Source organism: Microcella sp., assembly GCF_033763155.1.
GTDB lineage: Bacteria > Actinomycetota > Actinomycetes > Actinomycetales > Microbacteriaceae > Microcella.
Window position 1 is genome coordinate 1 of sequence record NZ_JANRKZ010000171.1, and the last position, 4,757, is coordinate 4,757.

The 4,757-nt window shown below is 67.5% G+C and carries 6 protein-coding genes; 3 read left to right on the top strand and 3 right to left on the bottom strand.

The features are described from left to right. On the top strand, positions 1-387 hold a 387-nt coding region (locus SFU54_RS07270), incomplete at its 5' end, for a DedA family protein (RefSeq protein WP_413466583.1). On the opposite strand, the gene SFU54_RS07275 is transcribed toward SFU54_RS07270, so the two are convergent. Next, on the bottom strand, positions 353-1,684 hold the full coding sequence (locus tag SFU54_RS07275) for a UDP-glucose/GDP-mannose dehydrogenase family protein (RefSeq protein WP_319015622.1): 1,332 nt from the start codon (positions 1,682-1,684) through the stop codon (positions 353-355). The genes SFU54_RS07270 and SFU54_RS07275 overlap by 35 nt on opposite strands. Before the next feature lie 181 nt (positions 1,685-1,865). On the opposite strand from SFU54_RS07275, the gene bcp reads away from it, so the two are divergent. Then, positions 1,866-2,339, top strand: a complete 474-nt coding sequence (gene bcp, locus SFU54_RS07280; protein WP_319015623.1) for a thioredoxin-dependent thiol peroxidase — start codon at positions 1,866-1,868, stop codon at positions 2,337-2,339. Between the two features lie 50 nt (positions 2,340-2,389). Here the strand turns inward: bcp and SFU54_RS07285 are convergent, their stop codons facing one another. Beyond that, entirely contained in the window at positions 2,390-2,782 is a 393-nt protein-coding gene (locus SFU54_RS07285; protein ID WP_319015624.1) for a hypothetical protein, read from the bottom strand. A 215-nt stretch (positions 2,783-2,997) separates the two neighbouring features. Between SFU54_RS07285 and SFU54_RS07290 the strand changes: the two genes are divergently transcribed. Further along, complete coding sequence (locus tag SFU54_RS07290) at positions 2,998-3,246, top strand: WhiB family transcriptional regulator (RefSeq protein WP_047562402.1); 249 nt, start codon at positions 2,998-3,000, stop codon at positions 3,244-3,246. A 124-nt stretch (positions 3,247-3,370) separates the two neighbouring features. On the opposite strand, the gene SFU54_RS07295 is transcribed toward SFU54_RS07290, so the two are convergent. Then, on the bottom strand, positions 3,371-4,757 hold a 1,387-nt coding region (locus SFU54_RS07295; RefSeq protein ID WP_319015625.1), incomplete at its 5' end, for a sensor histidine kinase.

The following is a 4,757-nucleotide window of genomic DNA, read 5'->3' on the forward strand; positions in this document are numbered from 1 at the left end:
CGCCGGGCGGGCACCGATCGGTGGCGATGGCAACGGATGCGCCCGATTCGTGTCGCGATCGACAAAGCCAGTGCGGCCATCCGTTCGCGGCCTGCTGTGCTCATCTTCACCGCGCGCTATGTGCCCTTCGCGCGCATCGCCGTCAACCTGACCGCGGGAGCGAGCGGACTGCCTGTGCGGTTCTTTCTGCCGCTGTCGGCCGCCGCGGGGCTCGCGTGGGCCGTCTACAACGTCATCATCGGCGCGCTGTTCGGAGCCGCGCTCGCCGAGGTTCCCGTCGTGGCCGTGGTCGTCTCGGTCGTCGTGGCCATCTCGCTCGGCCTCGCGATCGACGCGATCGCGGCGTGGGTGATCAGACGGCGAGAAGATCGCGAGAGCGATCAATGAGTCGGCCGGGCGCTCGATAGCGCCAGCCCGCGGCGCGCCACTGCTCGGCGTCAAGGCACAAGCGACCGTCGATGACGACGGCCGAGGGCGAGGCCAGCCGCGCCGCGATGACGGGGTCGAGTTGGCGGTAGAGCGCCCACTCGGTGAGCACGAGCACGACCTCGGCGTCGAGCACGGCTTCGTGCACCGAGTCGCGGTAGGTGAGGTCGGGCGCGATGGGCCGCGAGGTCTCGATCGCTTCGGGGTCGGTCGCCGTGACGATCGCGCCCTCGGCGTGCAAGCGCCGGGCGATGTCGAGAGCGGGTGAGTCGCGCACGTCGTCAGAGTCGGGCTTGAAGGCGAGCCCCAGCACGGTCACGCGACGGCCCACGAGCGAGCCGCCGAGGGCGTCGCGCGTGAGATCGACAACGCGATCGCGACGACGCAGGTTGACCTGGTCGACATCGCGCAAGAAGTCGAGTGCATGCCCGACCCCCAGCTCGTCGGCGCGGGCGATGAAGCCACGAATGTCTTTGGGCAAGCATCCGCCCCCGAATCCGATGCCCGCGTTCAAGAACCGGCGGCCGATACGGGCGTCATAGCCGATCGCGTCGGCCAACTGCGTGACGTCGGCGCCCGCAACTTCGGCGATCTCGGCCATCGCGTTGATGAACGAGATCTTGGTCGCAAGAAATGCGTTGGCGGCCACCTTGACGAGCTCGGCGGTGGCGAGGTCGGTCACCATGCGCGGGGTGCCGGCCGTGAGCATCGCGCGGTAAACGCGATCAAGGGTCTCGGCCGAGCGCGAGTCACCCGGCGTGACCCCATAGACCATGCGGTCGGGCTCGAGCGAGTCGCGCACGGCGAATCCTTCGCGCAAAAACTCGGGGTTCCACGCGAGCGAGCCCCCCGCTCGCTCGACCTCGCGCTGCAGCACCTGCGCGGTGCCCACGGGCACGGTCGACTTGCCCACCACAAGGTCGCCGGGCGTCAGCACTCCGATCACGGCGCGCAGTGAGGCGTTCACGGCCGTGAGGTCAGCCGAGCCGTCGGGCCGCTGCGGCGTGCCAACAGCGATGAAGTGCACGGATGCTCCGCGCGCGGCCTCGATGTCGGTGCTGAACGACAGCCGACCAGCGGCGATGCCCCGCTCGAGCAGCTCGGTGAGCCCGGGCTCGAAGAACGGCGCCCCGCCTTTCGCGAGCGTATCGATCTTGAGCGGGTCGAGGTCGATGCCGACCACTTCATGCCCGAGTTCGGCCATGGCCGCCGCGTGAACTGCTCCGAGATATCCGCACCCGATCACCGAGATCCGCATGGCTTGACGCTAAGCACCGCTCGTGAACACGAGTCGACGAGCGGCTGGCGACTGGGTGGCGAGTGGGCGACGCGCGCGGCACTCGGCTGGCGTTCAGGCGACGTCGAGCGGGCATCCATACACTGTGCAGTCACCGGCACCGGTTGCCGACCGCGCGTCACTGAATTGCGAAGGAGCCCTCATGGCCCAGTCCCGTCTTGAGGCCGGAGCCCCGGCCCCCTCGTTCACGTTGCCCGACAAAGATGGCGCGCACGTGTCGCTCGCCGACTTCGCCGGCCAAAAGGTCGTGCTCTACTTCTACCCCGCCGCGAGCACCCCCGGCTGCACCACGCAGGCCTGCGACTTTCGCGACAACCTCGCTTCGCTGAAGGGCGCCGGCTATGTCGTGCTGGGCGTTTCGAAAGATGAGACGGATGCCCTGCAGAAGTTCGCCGCCGAAGAGCACTTGCCCTTCTCCCTGCTGAGCGACCCCGACCTCACCGTGCACAACGCCTACGGCACCTACGGCGAGAAGTCGATGTACGGCAAGACGGTCATGGGCGTCATTCGCTCAACCTTCGTCATCGACGAAAAGGGCACGATCGAGCACGCCCTCTACAACGTCAAGGCCACGGGTCACGTCGCGAGCCTGCGCAAGAAGCTGGGCCTCGACTAGAGGCCCGGCGCATCAGCGCAGCGCTCGGCCTCGACTAGCCGCTCAGGCCGCTAGTCGCGGCGGTCGAGGTACCGCGTCACGGGCGTGCTCAAGATCAGCACGATGCCGAGCACGGCGGTGGCGATGACCCACCAGCCGATGTCAGGGCGCGGAATGAAGCCCTGCACACTGCCAACCCCGATCGCGAGCTGCAAGAACTGATAGGTGAGCACGCTCCCCCGCGTCCACGCGCGGCCGCGATGCACGCCGATCGTCATGGCAATGAGCCACACGGCGGCCAGCAGCACGAGCACCGTGAGGGCGATGGCCGTGGGCGGAAACTCCGCTTCGGCCAGCAGCAGCTCAATGACGAGAAAAGCCGTGGCGGCCACAATGAGCAACGACTGCGCCGCCAGCAAAATGACAAGCACGGTGACGTACGGCGAACGTTGGGTGTCTTCCATGCAAACCATCCGATGCAAACCTATTGATTTGACAACCAGCCTATGGGAACCTATATGCGGTTGATGTGACGCCTACAGAGCGGTGGGCGACGTTCCCAGAACCTTCTCTCTCACCGAATCGGCGGTGCCGACCATCAGTGTGAGCACCGACGATGTAGCGCGTCTGTCAACCTTCGGCGCATGCTACCTGACCCACGATAAAGGAGCACTTTCCCATGGATTGGCGCGACAAAGCAGCCTGCCTCACCGCTGACCCCGAGCTATTCTTCCCGGTCGGCAACACCGGCCCCGCGGTCGACCAGATCGAGAAGGCCAAGGCCGTGTGCGGCCGTTGCTCGGTGACCGAGACGTGCCTCCAGTACGCCCTCGAGACCAACCAAGACTCGGGCGTGTGGGGTGGCCTCAGCGAAGACGAGCGCCGCGCCCTCAAGCGCCGCGCCGCCCGCGCTCGCCGCGCGAGCTAACGCTCACTCGATCATCCACAGCGCCCCGGGGCTGCATCTCAGCGATGCACCCGGGGCGTTGTCATGCCCGGGGCGCGATGGGCATTGCAAACGACGCCCAGCAGGCGCCGGGCCCGCGCGTGCGCTAGGCCCGGCGCTTGAGATAAAGCAGCGGTACGTCGATCGTCACTTCGGTGCCTTCGCCCTCGAGGGTGTGCCAGTCGATCGTGCCGCCCAGCTCGCCCTGAATGAGCGTGCGCACAATCTGCGTGCCGAGGCCCGAACCCACTTTGCCCTCGGGCATTCCCCCGCCGTTGTCGCGCACCTTGACCGAGAGGGCCTCGTCGGTGCGCGAGGCGATGATCTCGACTTCGCCATCGGGTCGACCTTCGAGGCCGTGCTCGACGGCGTTGGTCACGAGCTCGGTGAGCGCAAGTGCGAGCGGCGTGGCGTATTCGCTCGGCAGGGTGCCAAAGCTGCCGGTCGAGAGCGGTCGCACGACAGTGTTGTGACTCGAGGCCACTTCGGCAATGAGCATAAGCACGCGCGAGAACACCACGTCGAAGTCGACGTTTTGGTTGAGGCCTTCGCTGAGGGTGTCGTGCACCACGGCGATGGCGGCGACGCGGCGCATGGCTTGCGTCAGGGCATCCCGCGTCGCGTCGGTGTGTGACCGACGGGCCTGGATGCGCAGCAGCGAGGCGACCGTCTGCAGGTTGTTCTTCACCCGGTGGTGAATCTCGCGAATCGTCGCGTCTTTTGTGATGAGCTCGCGCTCTTGGTGGCGCACTTCGCTGACGTCGCGCACGAGAATGAGCGCGCCGATGCGCCGGCCGTCGAGCAGCAGCGGAATCGTGCGCAGCGTCACCGTCACGCCGCGCGACTCGATGTCGGTGCGCCACGGCGCGCGCCCCGTGACGACGAGCGGCAGCGATTCGTCGACCTGTTGCGGGCGGCCCGCGAGCAGGCTCGTCGTGACGGTCGCGAGCGACTGCCCTTCGAGCTCGCCCGCAAAGCCCATGCGGTTGAAGGCGCTCAGCCCGTTGGGGCTCGCGAAGGTGACAATGCCGTCGAGGTCGAGCCGAATGAGGCCGTCGCTCGCGCGCGGGGCACCCCGGCGCGGGCCGCTCGGGGCGGCCAGGTCAGGAAAGTCGCCGGCCGCGATCATGGCAAACAGGTCGTTGGCGCACTCGTTGAACGTGAGCTCTTGGCGGCTGGGCATGCGCGCTTCGCTCAGGTTGGTGTGGCGTGTGATGACGGCGATCGGATGCTCGGTCACGGCCTTGCCGCCCCGCCCGCCGCGCCGCAGCACCGGTACAGCCCGCATGCGCGTGGGCGTCTCTTCGTACCAGTCGGGCGCCGACGAGTCGACGATTGCGGCGGTCTCGAAGGCTTGCGTCACTTGCCGGCGCCACTCGGGCTTGATCTCTTGCCCGACGAAGTCGCGGTAGAACAGCGTGGCTGAACTCGAGGGCCGCGTGTGAGCAACGGCCACGAACGAGCCCGTGCGCGTGGGCACCCACAACACGATG

Excerpts from the sequence above, each read along its gene's own strand:
- SFU54_RS07290 (WP_047562402.1), top strand. The coding sequence starts at position 2,998 with ATGGATTGGCGCGACAAAGCAGCCTGCCTCACCGCTGACCCCGAGCTA.
- bcp (WP_319015623.1), top strand. The coding sequence starts at position 1,866 with ATGGCCCAGTCCCGTCTTGAGGCCGGAGCCCCGGCCCCCTCGTTCACG.
- SFU54_RS07275 (WP_319015622.1), bottom strand. The coding sequence starts at position 1,684 with ATGCGGATCTCGGTGATCGGGTGCGGATATCTCGGAGCAGTTCACGCG.
- SFU54_RS07285 (WP_319015624.1), bottom strand. The coding sequence starts at position 2,782 with ATGGAAGACACCCAACGTTCGCCGTACGTCACCGTGCTTGTCATTTTG.